Source organism: Mesorhizobium sp. CNPSo 4684, assembly GCF_057784315.1.
The window spans coordinates 106,580-122,538 of sequence record NZ_JBWLUX010000003.1 but is presented as its reverse complement, the minus strand read 5'-3'; the positions used below and the strand labels follow the sequence as shown (position 1 = coordinate 122,538).

Sequence of the window (15,959 nt, the reverse complement as noted above, 5' to 3'; positions counted from 1 at the left end):
AGTCGGTTGAGACGGCGGCCGCGTTGGCGTGGTCGGGTCCCCGGCGATTACCACGGCTGATAATCATCGAACCAGAATGACGAGTGGCGTCGCGAGATAGTTCCCACCGACGGCAAGGGAAAATGCGATGTCATGACGATGCGGCCATTGTCCGAGCAAGCCTCCAGGAATGCCCACCGCGTCCGACGTGCCTGGTCAGGGTCCGTGTCGTACCGAAAGCTCCAGTCGGGGTATATGCATTGCATCGGCCAATGCATGAGATCGCCGGAAAACACTGCCCCTACGCCTCGAGATCTCAGGCCGATGGCTACGTGCCCCGGGGTGTGGCCCGGCATCGGTTCCAACCACACTTCGCCATCGAGTTCATAATCCATATCAACAAGCACAGCCCGACCAGCCTCGACGATTGGCAGCACATTGTCCTCATAGGTCCGATCGTCGGCATCGCCGGAGGCCGCCTGTGCGGCCTCGAACTCGCGTCGCGCCATGATGTAGCGGGCGTTCGGGAATGTCGGCATCCAACGCCCGTCCACCAGTCGTGTGTTCCAGCCGCAATGGTCGACATGAAGATGGGTGCAAAGCACATAGTCAATCTGCTCGGGAGCAACACCTGCATTTGCCAGGCGCTCCAAAAAGGTGCCGTCATTGCGGCGATGCCAATGCGGGAAGTATGCGAACGTCTTGTCGTTGCCGACGCAACTGTCGACCAGAATGGTGTGGTGTCCGGTACGAACCAGAAAACTCTGGATGGGAAGAATAAGCCGGCCAGTTGCCGGCGATATCAATCGGGGCGTGAGCCAATGAAGATGCGGTTCGAGTGCTTCATCGGTGCAGTCGGGGAACCATTCCGACGGCGTCCCCAGAGGGTCGCACATCTCCAGAATTCTGGTTACCGAAATATCCCCGATTCTCCAGTCATCCATCGGTTTGATCCTTCTTCAATCAAGGGACGGATCGATGATACAACATTTGCGCCTATCTGGCGTCAGACATCGCGCCGCCTGCCACGGCCTTGGAGCACTGAAAACCATGGCATTCTGTCAGGGAACGAGAATGGTGGTGCCTGTCGTCTTGCGCGCTTCGAGGTCGGCCTGCGCCTTGCCGGCATCCTTCAGCGCATAGCGCTGGTTGATCTTGATCTCGACCGCGCCGCTCAGCACCACGTCGAACAAGGCCGCGGCGGAGACTTCGAGGTCCTCGCGCTTTGCATTGTAGACGAACAGCGTCGGCCTGGTGACGAACAGCGAGCCCTTCTGCGCCAGGAGCGACATCGAAAACGGCGGGATCGGCCCCGAGGACTGGCCGAAGGAAACGAACATGCCGAGCGGCCGCAGGCAGTCGAGCGAGGCGGGGAATGTGTCGTTGCCGACCGAATCGTAGACGACGTCGCATTTTTTGCCGCCGGTGATTGTGGCGACGCCGGCGACGAAATCCTGCTCCTTGTAGTTGATGACGTGGTCGAAGCCATGCGCCTTGGCGAGTTCGATCTTGTCGGTCGAGCTTGCCGTGCCGATGACGGTCGCGCCGAGATGTTTTGCCCATTGTCCCAGGATCAGGCCGACGCCGCCGGCGGCGGCGTGAAACAGGATGGTGTCGCCCGCTTTCACCTTGAAGGTACGACGCAGCAGATACTCCGCCGTCATGCCTTTCAGCATCATGCCGGCGGCCTGTTCGTCGCTGATGCCGTCCGGCACCTTGACCACTCGGTCGGCGGCGATGACGCGCTCTTCGGCATAGGCGCCGACATTGACGGCATAGGCGATGCGATCGCCGGGCTTCAGCCAGTCGACGCCAGTGCCAACCGCCAGCACGACGCCGGCCGCTTCGCCGCCCGGGACCAGCGGGAAGCCGCCGGGCGGCGGATAAAGGCCGGTGCGATGATAGACATCGATGAAATTGAGGCCGATCGCCGTGTGCCTGACCAGGATCTGCCCGGCGCCGGGCTGGCCTGGATCGGCATCCTCATAGGTCAGGACTTCCGGACCGCCATGGGCGTGGATACGGATCGCTTTGGACATTTTAGGGCTTCCTGCGGGTCAGGTTTTCTTGCTGTCAGTCGCTTTTGTTGGGAGGCTTGGCGCCGAGCTTTGGGAAGAACTGCATGATAGCGCCGATGCAGGCGAGGTAAAGCCCGGTGACGGTAATGCCGACCTTGGTGAACACGCTGACCTGCTCGCCCAGAACGCCGATCTGGTCGTAGAAGGCGGCAAGGGCTGCCTGCGCCAGCGCCAGCGCGCCGAAAGCGCACCACAGCAGCGTCATGCCGAGATTGATTGGCCGTAGCCGCACCACCCGCACCGGATGGATGAAATTGATCGGCACGAAGGTCAGGATGCCGGCCGCCAGGACGACGCCAAAGGACACCCATTGCCCTGGCTCGATGACGAACAGCGTGAACACCACCATGTTCCAGACCACCGGAAAGCCTTTGAAGAAGTTCTCCTTCGTCTTCATGCCGGTGTCGGCATAATAGATGGCGCTCGACACGACGATGATGGCCGCCGACAGGAACGACAGCCGCTCCCCCATGAAGCCGCGCTGGTAGAGTGCGAAGGCCGGGATCAGCACATAGGTGACATAGTCGATGATGTTGTCGAGGAGTTCGCCCGACCAGGTCGGCAGGATCTCCTTGACCTCGAGCTTTCGGGCGATCGGGCCGTCGATACCATCGACGAACAGCGCCAGACCCAGCCACCAGAACATCGCCGTCCAGCGTTCCTCACTCGCCGCCACCAGCGAAAGGAAGGCCAGGAACGAGCCCGACGCGGTGAGCAGATGCACCGAGAACGCACGCGCCTGCGGCCAGGTGACCTTCTTCTTCGGCCTCGGAATCCGGTCGGTGATCTTTTTGGCGGCGTTCCTGGCGGTTGTGTTCTTGCTCACGGGCCCCGCCAATCCAGCTTGCAGATTTCGGCCGAGCGGCCGGCGAAATTCCAGTTGCGGCCGAAAGCACGCATCTTGCTCTTGTCGGATCTGGCCACGATGATCTCCGGCGCGATCCAGTATTCCGAATTGCTGATCACGGTGTCCTTCTTGCGATCCTTGCCGGGAATCGGTGTCACCGCCCCGTCGATGATCTTCGGTATCTGGAAAATGCGGGTCTTGTCACGCGTCTCGTAGGTGATCGGCACCTGCTCGACGCCGAGGAACTTGCCGACAAGGATAGACAGCAGCGACGTGGTTCCGCCGGCCTTGCCAGTGAAGATTTTGGTCAACGCCTTCACCGCGTAGACCGACGCACGCTTGTCGATGAACAGGCCCGCCGTCCAGTTGCCGCGGCTCATATAGCCGGGGATTTCCATGACCAGTCCGAGATTGAGACCGGACAGGTCGACCTCGCCGAAATGGCCGGCGTCGATGCGAAACCCCGCCCATGTCTGGCAATAGCCCTCTGTCGGCGGATGGCTGCCAAGCGACAGCACACATGGGCAAAAAACCATGCAATTACAGGAGAGTACGAGCTCTCCTTTCATTGCCCAGCCTTGCTCTGCCATTGAATTGTCCCCCGTCATGCCGAGACTACTAGCAGGGCGACTGCCCAGACAAGCAGTATCGCACCGGCCACCCGGGTAGGAACCCTGCCGGTGGTCTGTTTTTCGATCAAAGTGAACAGGCCGATCAGCGCCATCCAGAACACGTTCATGGTGCCGACGGCAAACATCACCAGCATCAGCGCCCAGCAACAGCCGAGGCACCACAGGCCCTGCTCCAGCCCGAGCCGGAAAATGCGGCTGGGCTTCGCGCTCCAGTTGGAAAACAGGATCGAGAACGGGTTCCGGCATTTTGTCAGGCAGGCCTGCTTGAGGCTGCTGAACTGGTAGAGGCCGGCCACCAGCAAAGCGGCAGCCGCGGCAATGCCGCTCACCGGATCGAGCAATCGCCCCGACGACGCAAATGCGTGGACGATCAACGTCAGCGCCGCAAAGCCGGCCGAGGCGACAAGCCATGTACAGAGGTAGCCGGCAACCAGGGCGAGCGGGTGGGCCACCGGTTCGCCCTTGATGCGGGCGGTGTCGGCGATTTCGCAATAGGTGCGGATCATAGGCGCTGCCGACGGCAGCATCGCCGCCACGGCCATCAGGAACCACATGGCGATCAGTGCCAGAAATTGTGCGCCGCTGCCGGCATCGAGCGGTGCGGGCGTCAGGCACAAGCCGAAGAAGCGGTCGAGAAAATCCGGCAGCGGCAGCTGCGGCAGATAGCGCAACACCACATCACCCGGTGCGCCGGCGCCGGGAAGCCGGCCTTCGGCGCCGCGGATCGCCATGGCGCCGAGAATGAACCATGCGAGCAGAATGCCGCCGCCGATGGCGATGTTGACCGTCAGCCGGGGATGGCGGGCAAGGCCTGCCGTGGCGCGGCCGGCGCGGTCGAGATGGCTGAAATCGTCCTGCTGGCCGGTCATGGCAATCGAATGAGCCTAATCGCCGCGTTGATCAAGCCGCATGGTCTGACCTATATCCATGGACAGACAGGATCGACCTGCATCGCAATCTGGAAGTCCAATTTGGATCATCGCGAGACAGCACGGATACTGGTTGCCGGCAGCGGCCCCGCAGGGCTGATCGCGGCGCTCGGTTTTGCCGAGGCGGGATTTCCCGTGACTCTCATCGGACCCGAGGCGGGCGGCCCCGATGGCCGGACGACGGCGCTGATGAACCCTGCCCTCAAGATTCTCGATCGGCTAGGCGTGCTGGCCGACATCAGGCCAAAAGCCGCGCCGCTGAAGGTGATGCGCATCGTCGATGCTACAAGCCGGCTGATCCGCAGCCCGGTGGTCACCTTTCGTGCCACGGAGATCGGCGAGGAGCAGTTCGGGCTCAACCTGCCCAACAGCGCGCTCAACCCGGCGCTGGCCAGGGCCGTCATCGCGCATCCCGGTATCGAATGGCTGAAGGTGATGGTTGAGAGCTGGCGCCTGGACGCCGGCGGGGCACATGCCGTTCTGGCGGATGGCCACGAAATTTCCGCATCGCTGGCGGTCGCTGCCGATGGGCGCTTGTCACCGGCGCGCGAGGCGGCGGGCATAGCGGCGTCGGTGCGATCCTATCCGCAGGCGGCGCTGGTGCTGAATTTCGGCCACCGCAGCGAACACGGCTTCACCTCGACAGAATTCCACACCGAAACCGGTCCGTTCACCCAGGTGCCCCTGCCCGGCAACCGCTCCAGCCTTGTCTGGGTGGTGAAACCGGAAACGGCAAAAGACCTTGCCGCACTCGATGACGTGACACTTTCCGAGCGTGTCGAACAGCAGATGCAGTCGATGCTGGGCCGGGTGTCGGTCGAGCCCGGCCGGCAGATCTACCCGCTTTCAGCGGCATCACCGGGGCGCTTCGCACAAAACCGGGTGGCGCTGGTCGGCGAGGCGGCACATGTGTTTCCGCCTATCGGTGCCCAAGGCCTCAACCTCGGTATCAGGGACATCGACGATCTGATTGGAATTGCTGGCGAAAACCGCAGCGATCCTGGCGCCCCAAAGGCCCTCGCAGCCTATGATTCCCGGCGCCGTCCCGACATTCTGGCGCGCAGCGGGGCAGTCAACCTGCTCAACATGTCGCTGCTGTCGGACATGCTGCCGGCGCAGATGGCGCGCAGCGCCGGCCTTACTGTGCTCGGCAGTTTCGCGCCGCTGCGCGCCTTCTTCATGCGCGAGGGCTTGAGGCCGGGCAGCGGCTTTGCAGCACTTACTGGCCTAGGGAAACAGGTCCGGCGGTAATATTCCGTGCCGGATCATGTAGAGCAGCCGGTCAGACATTTTTGCCCTGGCCCGAAAACCTTGGACCGGGCTAGCCCGTAGCTTCACAAGGCGTCAAGCGCTTCGGCATTGAATTGGACCACCGTCTGCGCCAGATAGGGTCGGATACCAGCCCTAAAGTCGGGCTCGATTTTTGGTGACGGCGTGTGTAAATTCAAAGCCTTAGAGCGCGTGCCGTGCATTCCAGGGGACGCCGGGCGCTTCAAGGCCTAGTGGTGAGTATGATGAAAACAGCCAAATTCTCGATCGGACAGGTGGTTCGCCACAGGCTGTTTCCATTTCGTGGCATCATTTTCGATGTCGATCCGCAATTCGCCAACACCGACGAATGGTACGAGGCGATCCCGGCCGACGTGCGGCCGCGCAAGGACCAGCCGTTCTATCATCTGCTCGCCGAGAATTCGGAAACCGAATACATCGCCTATGTGTCCGAACAGAACCTGCTTGAGGACCAGTCGGGCGAGCCGGTACGGCACCCGCAGATCGGCGAGATGTTCGACAAGCGGCCGGACGGACGCTACGAGCCGAAACGCCAGTCGAGACATTGACCGCATACTGAACGGGGCAACAAAAAAGCGGGGCAATGCCCCGCTTTTTGTATTTTGGAATTTTCCCGAGATCAGTTGGCGGCCTTGGCCTTGTCCTGCTCGTCCTTGAGCTTCTTGGCAAAATCCTGGTTGTTCTTGGCAACGAAGTCCTGAAGCTTCTTCTGCCGGTCTTCGATATCGGACTGCTGCAGCGGCGGGCCGTCATAGGCCCCGCTGAAGCCGGTCAAGGCAACCTTGATCGGGTTCGGCTGGTTCTGGAAGTTGACCGAAGTGAGCGTGATCGCCTGGCCCTTCTTGAAGGAAGCGACGAGCGTGTCGGTCAGCGGCACTTCGGCCACGCAACGATCAGGGAAGCAGATGACATAATCGAGCTTCTGCGCCTTGCCGGTGTCGATCTGCAAGCCGATGCCGGGAGGCACCAGACGTCCGGTCGGAACCGTCACCTGGAACACCTTGCGGTTCACCTTGCCCTTCAGCTCAATCAGGCTGACGCCGGTGACCAGCTGGCCGTTGCCGGCGGTGACGATGTTCTGGACATTGCAGATGTCGACGTCTTCCTGCTTGGTGCAGGCCTTGAACCAGCCCTGCGGAATCTGCTGCTGCTGTTGTGCCGAAGCAGAGAGAAGTCCGGCGCCCAGAAAGCCGACCACGCCCGCGGCAATGACCGAAAGGCGGTATGCGTTGCTGTTCAGGCTCGTCATGTCGTGTACTTCCTCTCAAATGATCCCGGAACCGGCTTCTTCGCGCCGCGCGGTCCAGCTACCTGTTGCCGAATTGAGGCAACAGGATGACTTCGGAGCGCGTGTTACACCGCATGCGCAGCCGAATCCAGCCCGGCGCCTGCGATTCTTGGCTCTGCCATTTGGGTCGTGCGATTTGGGCTGACGTATCTGGCCGGAGCTCGGCGGCGCCATGCTAGGGTGCACTCCGAATCATCAAGCCGCCCAGTAAGGAGACGGTCATGGGCCGCGTTCTTGTTTGGCTGATCGCCGCGATCTCGTTTCTCGCCCTTTCACTTCAGCCCGCAATGTCGGAGCCGAAACATGCCATCGCCATGCAGGGCGAGCCGGCGCTGCCGGCAGACTACACCCATTTCGACTACGCCAATCCCGATGCGCCGAAGGGCGGCAACATCACCTATTGCGTCGTCGGCAGCTTCGACAATCTCAACCCGTTCATTCTGAAGAGCTTGCGCACCACGGCGCGCGGCATGATGGATCTGAACTACGGCAACCTGGTTTTCGAACCGTTGATGACGCGCAATTATGACGAGGCCTTCAGCCTCTATGGCCTGCTCGCCGACAGCGCCGACATGGATCCCGAGCGAAAGTCGATCGAATTCCACCTCAACCCGAATGCAAAGTGGTCTGATGGAGAGCCGGTGACGCCGGAAGACGTGCTGTTCACCTACGATGTCTTCACCGACAAGGGCCGCCCGCCCTACAGCGATCGCATGAGCCTGATCGCCAAGCTCGAAAAGACCGGCGATCACAGCGTGCGCTTTACATTCAATGACAAGGCCAACCGCGAGACGCCCTTGATCATCGCGCTGACGCCGATCATCCCCAAGCACGCCTTCGACAAGGACACTTTCGACAAGACGACGCTGAAACCGCTGATCGGCAGCGGGCCCTACATCGTCGACAAGGTGCAGCCGGGGCAGCGCATCGTCTTCAAGCGCAACCCGAATTACTGGGGCAAGAACCTCCCCTCCAAGCGCGGCTTCGACAATTACGACCAGATCACCATCGAGTACTTCCTCAACGCCAATGCCAAGACGGAAGCGTTCAAGAAAGGCATCTGCGCCATCTATGATGAGGGCGATCCGATCAAGCGCGAGCGCGACATCGATTTTCCCGCGTTTCACCGAGGCGAGGTGATTGCCGAGACCTTCGACACTGGCATACCGCCAGTGGTGACCGGGTTCCTGTTCAACACCAGGCTGGAGAAGTTTTCCAATCCGGTGGTGCGGCGCGCGCTCGGCATGCTCTACGACTTCGAATGGGCCAACAAGAACCTGTTCGGCGGCAAATACACACGCACGATGAGCTATTGGCAGAATTCCGAACTGTCCGCGCTCGACCATCCCGCCTCCGACAGGGAGAAGGCGCTGCTGGCGCCCTACCCCGGACGCGTGCCGGCCGATGTCATGGACGGCACCTGGCGACCGCCGGTGAATGACGGCACGGGCCAGGACCGGAAGGTGCTGAAGGTGGCTTTCGACCTGCTGAAGAGCCAGGGCTATGCCGTGAAGGATGGGGTACTGCAGGACCCCAAGGGAAACCCTTTCGGTTTCGAAATCCTGACCGCCTCGCAGGATGAGGAACGCTTTGCCGCCATCTATCAGCGCACGCTGGAGAAGATCGGCATCACGGTGACCATCCGCAGCCTCGAAGCCGACCAGATCCAGTCGCGCAAGCAGCGTTTCGATTTCGAGGTGCTGATCGGGTCGAGCGGTTTCAGCAACTCGCTGTCGCCCGGCATCGAGCAGAGTTTTCGCTGGGGTTCTTCAGAAGCCAAGAGGGAAGGTTCGTTCAACCTGGCCGGCGTCGCCGATCCGGCGGTGGATGCTGCGATCGATGCGATGCTGAGAGCGCGGACCAAGGAGGATTACGTCGCCGCGGTGCGCGTCCTCGACCGATTGCTCATCTCCGGCAACTATATGGTGCCAATGCAGTACAACGCGCAGCAATGGCTCGCTTACTGGAATTATCTGGACCATCCGAAAAAGACACCCATATTCGGTTATCAATGGCCGACCTGGTGGCGCAAAGCGAACTGAGCATGATCCCGAAAAGTGGTTACCGGTTTTCGCGGACAAACGGAAAACCGTTTTGTCCAGAGATCGCTCAAAGATGTGTTCGCGGCAGGAGATCGAGATGAGCAAAGACAATTCCATTACCGTCGACGTGGTTTCCGATGCCGTTTGCCCCTGGTGCTTCATCGGCCAGAAGCGGCTCGACAAGGCGATCGCCGCTGCCGGCGACATTGAGGTGCATGTGCGCTGGCGGCCGTTCCAGCTCGACCCGACCATTCCGCCAGACGGCAAGGATCGGCGTGAATACATGCTGGCCAAGTTCGGCAGCGAGGAGCGTATCCGCCAGATGCATGCGCGCATCGAGCCGCTCGGCGAAGCCGAGGGGATCAACTTCGCCTTCGACGCCATCAAGGTCGCAGCCAACACGCTGGACGCGCATCGCGTCATCCGCTGGGCCGGGGCAGCCGGTGAAGCCGTGCAGAACCGCTTGGTGCGCCGGCTGTTCCAATTGTATTTCGAGGAAGGCGCCAATATCGGCGATCACGCGGTGCTGATCGAAGCCGCCCGCGAGGCCGGCATGGACGCTGCCGTGGTCGAAACGCTGTTGCCGACCGACGCCGACGTCGAGGCGGTGCGTACAGAAATCGCCACGGCATCGCGCATGGGCATCACCGGCGTGCCGTGCTTCCTGCTCGAAGGCAAATATGCCGTCATGGGCGCGCAGGACGCCGACACGCTGGCCGACGCCATCCGCCAGGTCGCCGCCGCAAAGGCCAAGGGCGAGCTCGAAAAAGCCAGCTGACTATTTCACCGTCACCTTGGCCTTGTAACGAAGAAGCCGTGTCCGCTGCTGCCCGTGCAGGTCAGTCCCTTGGTTGACGACTGGCAGGTAAACGGCCCTTTGCTCCAGCTGTTGCCATAGGCCAGCTTGGCGACATCGCTGCAGCAGCCCTGCTCCCCCGGATTCTTGATCAATGTCGCCGGCCCGTTCGGCCCGAGGATCACCGTGACGTAGCTGGGCTCGACGCGCGAACAGCTCAGTTCCGGACCGCCATCCTGCGGCTGGTAGGTGCTGGTGCCACCCTTCGGTGTGTAGATGCAGCCGATGTTGCCGGACGGCGTGTTGAACTCGATTTGCCCCTCGGCGCTCGCCGGAATGGTCTGGTTCCCGGCATGCGCCAGAGGCAGAAAGGCAAAGAGCGACAGGATTGCTGAGGCGGCTGCACGTGCAAGCATTGGGAGCTTCCTTGTTGGAGAACCGGATATGCAATGGGTGCCGACAGTGCTCCGCAAGGTTCAACCGGCGGCATATGGATTGTCAAATCCTGTTGAGCGGCAGCTAAAAAGTGCGCCCGGCGATGTGGTGATCGACAGCGCCGCCAAGACCATTTCCGGGTACTTCTCGGTCTCGGGAACGGACGATTCGGGTGAACCCAAAGCGATCACGACCGGAAATTTTTTGGCTGGGCGGTAAAGAAAACCGGCCGATCGACAAGGCCTGGTGGTTCACAAAGCCGTGAATCTTGCTTCCCTAGGGGAAGCTTTTCGCACATCTCGACGTTCTCACAAAACATTGAAACCAAAAGGGATATTTGCCCTGGAGACCGCTGTCTCCACGCACCACCTGTTGCCTCATAGCAACGGCACGTGGGCTGCCTCACATTCGCCGCGATAAAATTAATAGAAAATGATCAATTGGTGTTACTATCCGTAACAAAACTAAAAAAGGTTTGGGCGGGATTGTGATTCAGGTCGACAGACCGCGACGTTCAATATCGGCACTTTGGAACCGCGACGCCGCCGCCGGCCCGTCGCCCCTGACGCCGGTATCGTCGATGCGGACCTTCTGGGGACTGATGCGGGCCTACTGGTTCTCGGACCGGTGGAAGGAAGCCTGGACCCTCACCATCGTCATCGCAGCCCTCACAACACTCCTCAGCAAAGCCGGGGTCTGGTTGGCCCTGATGATCGGGGAATTGACCTACTCGATCAATTACTATCATGACGCCGCCAACACCGCGCCACTTAGGACGCTGCTGACCGATGCGGGGCTCGTCGTGGTCCTGTTTGTGCTCAAGGATGCCGGCCTCGTTGGTGCGAGAAGTCTGGTGTCAAAGACTTTGCACCGCAAATGGCGCGGTTGGTTGAACAGCCAGTTCAATCAAGCGCTGCTCGATGGCAATCATAGCCATTTCCACGCCCAGCATGGTTCGGCCGGCAGCGGGGGCCCCGCACCGGACAATATCGACCAACGTATCCAGGAATCGATCAAAGGCATGACAGGCGGCGCGATCGGCCTCGCCATGGGCGTGCTTGGCGTTGCCACGTCACTCTATTTTATCGGCGAGAACCTCATCGAGACCTCCGTGGAGGTGGCCGGGCTGGAGTTCCTCGGGAGCTATGGCAGCGCTGTCCTCGCGCTGCTCGCCATCGCCACCTACGTGCCGTTCAACACCTGGATCGCGGTAAGACTTGGAAGAGTGCTGGAGCGGCTGAATGTGCGGCTGCAGCAGGCCGAGGGCAGCTATCGCGGCGAATTGACGACCTTTCTTCGCCGCAGTTTCCACGTCGCCGCGTCAAGCGCAGAAGACGTGCAGAAGACGGTGAACAACCGGCTCTATGGCGACATCGATCGGACCTGGGCACGGTTGAATATCGTCAACGTCTCTTACGACGCATTCGAGGCGGTCCACAATTTCATGGGCTTTCGCATCGTCGCTTATGCGCCCGGTCTGGTTTCCTTTATTCACAACAAACTTGACCTCAAAGGCTACGTGACCGGCGCCGAGATGATCAATCAGCTGATCGGCCAGTGTTCCTGGCTCATCCGCGTGATGCCCGACATCGCGACCTTGCGCGCCAACAGCCAGCGCGTCACCGAATTGGCGAACGCCATCGAGAACGTCCAGCAGCCGCAGGAGTTCTACAGCCAGACCGGCCGCTCCGACTTCCACTATGCCAGCCAGAACCCGGTCTTCGGCCTGACCATCCAGAAGCTCGAACTGGCGCATCAGGGCGAAGATGCCACGCCGTTCCTGAGCGCTGCCAATCTGCGCTTCCGGCGTGGCGAGTGGACGTTCCTCAAGGGCGAGTCCGGCTGCGGCAAGACTTCGCTGATCAAGGCGATCAACGGCCTGTGGCCCTATGGCCGTGGAACCATCGTCTTCCCCGACGGCGTGAAAAGTTTCTATGCCGCCCAGGAGGTCAAGCTGCAGCAGGTGTCACTGAAGCAGCTGGTGTGTCTGCCCGGCTCCGAGCAGGACTATAGCGATGCGCAGGTGGCGTCTGCCCTGCACAAGGCCGGCCTTGGCGACTTCATCGAACACATGGCCGACGAAAGCCGCGAGGGAAAGATCTGGGATCAGATGCTTTCCGGCGGCCAGAAGCAGAAGCTGGTGGTGGCCCGCATCGTGCTGCAGCAGCCTGGGCTTCTGTTCCTCGACGAAGCGACCGGCGCGCTCGATCCGGATGGCAAGATCGCTTTCCACCAGGCGATCAAGGACAACTGTCCCGATGTCACGGTGATCAGCATCATGCACGAGGCGATTGCGCCACGATCAGCCACGGGCGAGGAATTCTACCACAGCGTGGTTGCGATCGCCGACGGTGTCGCCACCAAGAAGCCGCTTGCTCCGAACCTGCCGCGCGAACTCACCACCATCCTTACGCAGCCGCGACCGGTCGAAGACAAATGGCTGCGCTTCTCGCGCCGGCTGAAGCAGAAATAGCAACCACACCAAGCTCTTGCCGGGTCGCAACAGTGCGGCAACGACGGCGGTCGATCACAGTCTCGCGATTGGGCCTGTTCCCGGCAGTTTTCCGCCGTTCCTGCGATTGACTCGCCAAAACGCGCTCCTATGTTGCGCCCGGCTTGCAGCATTCCAAATCGAACCCGCAAGCAGAAAGGTCACCGCGCCATGCCTGGCGACAGTCACAGTCGAACGCAACCGCCGTCCGCCTAGACGTGACCTAGTGGCTCACGTCCTGCCGGACGGCAAGGAGTGAGCCATGAACGAATTTTCCCCCGTCGTAGCGGGCGACGATGCCGTCGCGATCGCCCGTATCCTTGCCAATGATCACGTCGCCGATGTCGTCGAGGCCCTGAACCGGGAACCTCGCGAGGACGCGATCGAACTGCTTTGCGAAGTGCCGTTCGAGCGGCTGGTCGAGATCTTCGACCAACCGGAACTCGACGGCGCGTCCGAACTGGCCGAGGCGCTGCCGCGCGCCAAGGCGTGCAAGCTCCTCACCGCCATGTCGGTCGACCGCGCCGCCGATATCCTGCGCGAGCTGGACGAGCCGGCGCGTTCCGAGCTGGTCGGCGGGCTGGCACCGCCGCTGCGGGCGACGCTGCTTTCCATTCTCGGCTACCCCGAAGGCAGCGCCGCCTCGATCATGACGACCGAGTTCGTCAGCGTGCCTTCGGATTGGACCGTCGGCCGCACGCTGGACTACATCCGCAAGGTCGAGCGGACGCGCGAGACCGTCTACGCCATCTACATCGTCGATCCTGAGACGCATGTGCTGGCGCGTTCGACCGGCCTGCGCCGGCTGATCACCGGCGAGCCGGACGATCCGATCCTGTCGGTGGCGCCGGACCGCGTGCCGGTGACGGTGACGCCGCTGACCGATCGCGAGACCCTGGCGCAGACGATCTCCAAATACGATCTGCTCGCGGTTCCCGTCGTCGACCACGGCAAGATCCTCGGCATTGTCACCATCGACGACATCATCGACACCATGATCGAGGAGACGACCGAGGACGTGCACCGTTTCGGCGGCATGGAGGCGCTGGAGGAGCCCTATATGAAGATGAGCTTCCTCGCCATGATCAAGAAGCGCGGCGGCTGGCTATGCGCGCTGTTCATCTCAGAGATGCTGACCGCCAACGCCATGCAAAGCTATGAGGGCGAGCTGGAGAAGGCGATCGTGCTCACTCTGTTCATCCCGCTGATCATGAGTTCGGGCGGCAATTCCGGCTCCCAGGCAACCTCGCTCGTCATCCGCGCGCTGGCATTGCGCGAGATCGGCCTTCGCGACTGGTGGCGGGTGGCATTGCGCGAACTGCCCACCGGCCTCGTGCTCGGCGGCATGCTTGGCGTGGTCGGCATCTGCCGCATCGCACTCTGGCAATATATGGGCTTCTACGACTATGGGCCGCATTGGCCGCTGATCGCCACGACGGTGGGAGCAGCGCTCGTCGGCATCGTCACCTTCGGTTCGCTGTCGGGCTCGATGCTGCCGTTCGCGTTGAAACGGATCGGCTTCGATCCGGCGAGTGCTTCGGCGCCGTTCGTCGCCACGCTGGTCGATGTGACCGGCCTGGTGATCTATTTCTCGGTGGCGCTGGTCATCCTGCGCGGCACCCTGCTGTAGCAGCCGCTAGACATCCTGCCGCCGGCAATGACCGGCGGCGGGTTCGCCTTGCTCAGGCTTCACCTCGAGGAATGATGCCGGGCATCAATCGACGCGCACGCCGTCCTTCACGCGGTAGGTCGGCTTGTACATGGTGACCAGTTCTTCCGCCGCCGTCGGGTGGACGGCCATGGTGCGGTCGAAATCGTCCTTGGTGACGCCGGCCTTCAGCGGAATGCCGAGAAGCTGCGCCATCTCGCCGGCGTCAGGTCCCAGAATGTGGGCGCCGAGCACTTTTCGCGTGGCGCCGTCGACCACCAGCTTTGTCAGCATCTTTTCGTCGCGGCCCGACAGCGTATGCCGCATCGGCCGGAACGTGGCGCGGTAGATCTCGATGTCGGAGTAGCGCTTGACGGCATCGTCCTCGGACAGGCCGACAGTGCCGATCTCCGGCTGTGAAAACACGGCGGTCGGGATCGTGTCGTGGTCGGGCGCCGTCGGATTTCCCTTGAAGGCGGTCTCGATGAAGCACATCGCCTCGTGGATCGCCACCGGCGTCAACTGCACACGGTTGGTGACGTCGCCGATCGCCCAGATGTTGTCGATGTTGGTGCGGGAATACTGGTCGACAACGATGGCGCCGGTCTTGCCGAGCTCGATGCCGACGCCTTCCAGGCCCATATTCTCGGTGTTGGGGATGCGGCCGATGGCGAGCATGACCTGGTCGACCGTCAACACCTTGCCGCCGGTGACCAGCGCGTCCAGCCGCCCATCCGGCCGCTTGCGCACCCATTCCGACACGGCGTGGCAGAGGATCTTTATCCCCTTCTTTTCCATGGTCTCGTGCAGCATGCGCCGCAGATCCATGTCGAAACGCGACAGGATCTCCTTGCCGCGGTAGACCAGCGTGGTGTCGACGCCCAAGCCATGGAAGATGTTGGCGAATTCGACGGCGATGTAGCCGCCGCCCTCGATCATGATCGCCTTCGGCAGCCGCTTGAGATCGAAGACCTCGTTGGAAAAGATGCAATGCTCATGGCCGGGAAGTGCTGGATGCGGCGCCGGCCGGCCGCCGGTGGCGATCAGGATCTGGTCGGCGGTGACGGTGCGGTCGTCGCCCAAGAGATGCACGACATGCGGGTCGACCAGCATGGCGCGCGAGTGGAACGTCTCGCCGCCGGCGCCCTGCACGTTTTTCTCGTAAATAGCTTCCAGCCGGGCGATCTCGCGATCCTTGTTGGCGACCAGCGTCGGCCAGTCGAAACTCGCCTCCGGCACCGTCCAGCCATAGCCGGCGGCATCAGTGAAGTGCTCGGGAAATTGCGAGGCGTAGACGTAGAGTTTTTTCGGCACGCAGCCGCGGATAACGCATGTGCCGCCATAGCGGTATTCCTCGGCGATGCCGACGCGCTTGCCGAGTGCCGCCGCCACGCGCGCCGCCCTCACCCCGCCGGAGCCGCCACCGATGACGAAGAGATCGTAGTCGTAACCGGCCATGCTGCCGCTCCTTGCCTCAGAAATGTTTGAGACAGGTAGGCTGCAT

General features: G+C 61.7%; 15 protein-coding genes. 7 read left to right on the top strand and 8 right to left on the bottom strand.

What is annotated here, in order from left to right; translation table 11 throughout:
- Positions 1–47 precede the first annotated feature (47 nt).
- From AC04SG_RS03645 to AC04SG_RS03625, 5 genes are all read right to left on the bottom strand, one after another.
- Positions 48–923, bottom strand: coding sequence for an MBL fold metallo-hydrolase (locus AC04SG_RS03645; protein ID WP_488549974.1), 876 nt, complete (start codon positions 921–923; stop codon positions 48–50).
- Between the two features lie 117 nt (positions 924–1,040).
- Positions 1,041–2,018: a quinone oxidoreductase family protein gene (locus tag AC04SG_RS03640; RefSeq protein WP_488549973.1), complete on the bottom strand. Its 978-nt coding sequence runs from the start codon at positions 2,016–2,018 to the stop codon at positions 1,041–1,043.
- A gap of 34 nt (positions 2,019–2,052) precedes the next feature.
- Positions 2,053–2,883 carry a phosphatidylcholine synthase gene (pcsA, locus tag AC04SG_RS03635; protein ID WP_488549972.1) on the bottom strand — a complete coding sequence of 277 codons (831 nt, stop codon included), beginning with the start codon at positions 2,881–2,883 and terminating at the stop codon, positions 2,053–2,055.
- Positions 2,880–3,494, bottom strand: a complete 615-nt coding sequence (locus AC04SG_RS03630) for a DUF1326 domain-containing protein (protein WP_488549971.1) — start codon at positions 3,492–3,494, stop codon at positions 2,880–2,882. The genes pcsA and AC04SG_RS03630 overlap by 4 nt, the downstream gene beginning before the upstream one ends.
- Positions 3,495–3,508: 14 nt before the next feature.
- Complete coding sequence (locus AC04SG_RS03625) at positions 3,509–4,405, bottom strand: DUF2182 domain-containing protein (RefSeq protein WP_488549970.1); 897 nt, start codon at positions 4,403–4,405, stop codon at positions 3,509–3,511.
- Between the two features lie 102 nt (positions 4,406–4,507).
- Here AC04SG_RS03625 and AC04SG_RS03620 point away from each other — a divergent pair, with 102 nt between their 5' ends.
- Positions 4,508–5,716 (top strand): UbiH/UbiF family hydroxylase, encoded by a 1,209-nt coding sequence (locus AC04SG_RS03620; RefSeq protein ID WP_488550053.1) that lies wholly within the window; start codon positions 4,508–4,510, stop codon positions 5,714–5,716.
- A gap of 263 nt (positions 5,717–5,979) precedes the next feature.
- Positions 5,980–6,303: a heat shock protein HspQ gene (gene hspQ / locus AC04SG_RS03615; RefSeq protein WP_023668971.1), complete on the top strand. Its 324-nt coding sequence runs from the start codon at positions 5,980–5,982 to the stop codon at positions 6,301–6,303.
- A gap of 71 nt (positions 6,304–6,374) precedes the next feature.
- On the opposite strand, the gene AC04SG_RS03610 is transcribed toward hspQ, so the two are convergent.
- Entirely contained in the window at positions 6,375–7,004 is a 630-nt protein-coding gene (locus AC04SG_RS03610) for an invasion associated locus B family protein (protein ID WP_112561729.1), read from the bottom strand.
- Positions 7,005–7,264: 260 nt separating this feature from the next.
- On the opposite strand from AC04SG_RS03610, the gene AC04SG_RS03605 reads away from it, so the two are divergent.
- On the top strand, positions 7,265–9,085 hold the full coding sequence (locus AC04SG_RS03605) for an extracellular solute-binding protein (protein WP_488549969.1): 1,821 nt from the start codon (positions 7,265–7,267) through the stop codon (positions 9,083–9,085).
- 97 nt (positions 9,086–9,182) lie between these two features.
- Entirely contained in the window at positions 9,183–9,863 is a 681-nt protein-coding gene (locus AC04SG_RS03600) for a DsbA family oxidoreductase (protein ID WP_488549968.1), read from the top strand.
- 11 nt (positions 9,864–9,874) lie between these two features.
- Here the strand turns inward: AC04SG_RS03600 and AC04SG_RS03595 are convergent, their stop codons facing one another.
- Complete coding sequence (locus AC04SG_RS03595) at positions 9,875–10,297, bottom strand: hypothetical protein (protein WP_488549967.1); 423 nt, start codon at positions 10,295–10,297, stop codon at positions 9,875–9,877.
- A 28-nt stretch (positions 10,298–10,325) separates the two neighbouring features.
- On the opposite strand from AC04SG_RS03595, the gene AC04SG_RS03590 reads away from it, so the two are divergent.
- From AC04SG_RS03590 to mgtE, 3 genes are all read left to right on the top strand, one after another.
- Entirely contained in the window at positions 10,326–10,535 is a 210-nt protein-coding gene (locus AC04SG_RS03590) for a hypothetical protein (RefSeq protein ID WP_488549966.1), read from the top strand.
- A 361-nt stretch (positions 10,536–10,896) separates the two neighbouring features.
- Positions 10,897–12,789 (top strand): ABC transporter ATP-binding protein/permease, encoded by a 1,893-nt coding sequence (locus tag AC04SG_RS03585; protein ID WP_488549965.1) that lies wholly within the window; start codon positions 10,897–10,899, stop codon positions 12,787–12,789.
- Positions 12,790–13,069: 280 nt separating this feature from the next.
- Positions 13,070–14,437 (top strand): magnesium transporter, encoded by a 1,368-nt coding sequence (gene mgtE, locus AC04SG_RS03580; protein ID WP_488549964.1) that lies wholly within the window; start codon positions 13,070–13,072, stop codon positions 14,435–14,437.
- 84 nt (positions 14,438–14,521) lie between these two features.
- Here the strand turns inward: mgtE and gor are convergent, their stop codons facing one another.
- Positions 14,522–15,913, bottom strand: coding sequence for a glutathione-disulfide reductase (gene gor / locus AC04SG_RS03575; RefSeq protein ID WP_488549963.1), 1,392 nt, complete (start codon positions 15,911–15,913; stop codon positions 14,522–14,524).
- Positions 15,914–15,959 lie beyond the last annotated feature (46 nt).